The sequence below is a fragment of the Streptococcus sp. HMSC076H09 genome, assembly GCF_001811765.1.
In the GTDB taxonomy this organism is placed as follows: domain Bacteria; phylum Bacillota; class Bacilli; order Lactobacillales; family Streptococcaceae; genus Streptococcus; species Streptococcus agalactiae.
Genome location: NZ_KV806595.1, coordinates 1 through 2,354, shown reverse-complemented (window position 1 = coordinate 2,354; position 2,354 = coordinate 1). Strand labels below are relative to the sequence as shown.

Genomic DNA, 2,354 nt, shown 5'->3' with positions numbered 1-2,354 from the left:
TATCCGCATCACGTTGACGACGCTCTAAAACATTACCCTGACTTTGATTTCCAACACTATCCATAGCAGATACAGGACTTGATCCTAAAATAATAGTTGATCCTAGCACTCCCATATAAAGCCAAAGCTTTCCTGATTTCCAAGTTCTAAAACCTATTTTATTGAACAATTAATTTTCTCCTTACTTTTTTTAAATTTTAAAAGTCATTTTATTATTATTTTTATTTAGATTATATATATTAAAACATTTTATAATTTATGTCAAGGTAATTTGTTATTTAATTGCAATTTATTATTAATTTGTATGTTTAAAATTAAATAGTTGATATCTAAAACATGATATTTTTAAATTTTCCTTCAATATTATAAAACATGATAGATAGTCATACTAACATTAGGATTTACAATGAGATAATAGTATATTTTTAATACTTCATCTAAACCATCAGAAACTAGATTATTTAAAAATTTTACAAAGAATGTGATGGTAGCATATTCAATTAAAGTTAAGTAAAGACATAATTTTTAGAAGGAAATTGTGACTTATTTATGCAAAAAAAAGAAAGAACCAGTTTGGTTCTTTCTTTTTTGCTTTTCAGCTACTTACCACAGTTTGTAAGAAATTACAAGTAGTAGTAAGCTAAGGGCACCTTTTCAAGTGTGATAAGAAGGTTCACACAACTTATCAAGATCCGCTCCTGCGTTTATAATCTCCCTGCGCAATAGTGGTAAAACCACATATCGACTCATCGCATAACAGTAGTTTAACATAATTTAGTTAAAATGCAACCTTTACTTTTTAAATATAACTAGATTCTTCAGTTTACTTTTAATATTAAATTAAAAATAAATTATTTCTAAAGCAGGGGAGCGATAGTTTTTGTCACTATGCCAATTACTTTTTGGAATTTTGGAATATTATTTATATCTTTCAAGCTAACTAACCTTGATTTATTTAACGTATCCATATAATCTCGATAAATGTCTTGGATTGCATCTACCTTATAAAGATAAACAGCACATTCAAAATGGTGATACAGGCTACGGTAATCAAGATTTATCGTACCTACAACAGCCTTTGTATTATCACTAAGGAATATTTTTGAATGAACAAATCCAGGGGTGTATTCATATATTTTAACACCTGATTTTGTTAATGCTTGATAGTAAGTTTTAGCAAGAGCATAAGGGATTGGCTTATCTGGGATACCCGGCATAATAATACGTACATCTACACCACGTTCCGCAGCAAACTGAATGGCATGTTCCAATTCACTGTCTAATATTAAATAAGGTGTCATGATGTAAACATATTCTCTAGCATGATTAAGAATATCTATATAAACATTTTCCCCTACTTTATCAGTGTCTAAAGGAGAATCTCCATAAGGAATAACATAGCCTTCATTTTCAACTAAATCATCGTGTACACCGAGGTAAGGCGCTACTAACATTTTTTCCTCAGTAATGGACCACATCTGTAAGAAAAGTAGGAGGAAACTATCCACTGCTTTCCCCTTTAACATAATACCTGAATCTTTCCAATGCCCAAATAACTCAATGTGATTAATATACTCATCGGCTAAGTTTACACCACCAGTCATGCCTACTACTCCATCAATAACAACAATTTTTCGATGGTCACGATAGTTATAATAAGTTGAAATAAAAGGAGAAATCGGAGAAAATGCTTTTGCTTTTATTCCTATTTTCTCAAGTCGTTTCGTATAATCAAAGGATAATTTTGTAATTTCTATCATACCATCATATAAGATACGGACTTCAACACCTTCTTCCACCTTTTGTTCTAAAATACTAAGTATTTCTCCCCACATTATTCCTTCGTCAATGATAAAGAATTCTAAAAAGATATACTTCTTAGCTTTTAGTAGTTCTTCTTTCATTTTTTCAAAGAATGTTTCTCCCGTTGGTAGAAATGTCACATCAGTATTTCGATAAACTGGGAAATTTCCATGTGCTTTTTCAAAATATTGAACCAAGTGATATGTTGTGGATGTACTCGACTTAAGCTGATTCAAAGTTTCAGGATCATCCTCTAGATAAATCTGACTCTCATCAATCAATGTCTCCAATCTTTGTTTCAAACCACGATAACCCCAGTCAAATTTGGTGTACATTAGGAACATCGCCCCTAGTAAAGGGGCAATCATTACCAATATTAACCAAGTTACTCGAGACAAAGCATCCATTTCACTATTAACTAAATATAAGACCGCTCCAATTGTTAAGATATGTTCAACGGTTGCTAACCAAACACGATACTGCTCTAGCCATGAGTAAGAGGCTAGTAAAAACAATAATTAGACTTCCTGCGAAACTAAAATCCTAGTTCA

Annotated in this window: 1 protein-coding gene and 1 pseudogene; both read right to left on the bottom strand. The window is 31.3% G+C overall.

Going from position 1 to position 2,354, the window contains the following annotated elements; genetic code table 11:
• Positions 1 to 169 (bottom strand): KxYKxGKxW signal peptide domain-containing protein (locus HMPREF2818_RS09705; RefSeq protein ID WP_180363758.1); only part of this gene is annotated, 169 nt, incomplete at its 3' end.
• Positions 170 to 857: 688 nt separating this feature from the next.
• Positions 858 to 2,321 (bottom strand): annotated as a pseudogene (gene cls / locus HMPREF2818_RS02390) (cardiolipin synthase); the annotation flags it as partial.
• Positions 2,322 to 2,354 lie beyond the last annotated feature (33 nt).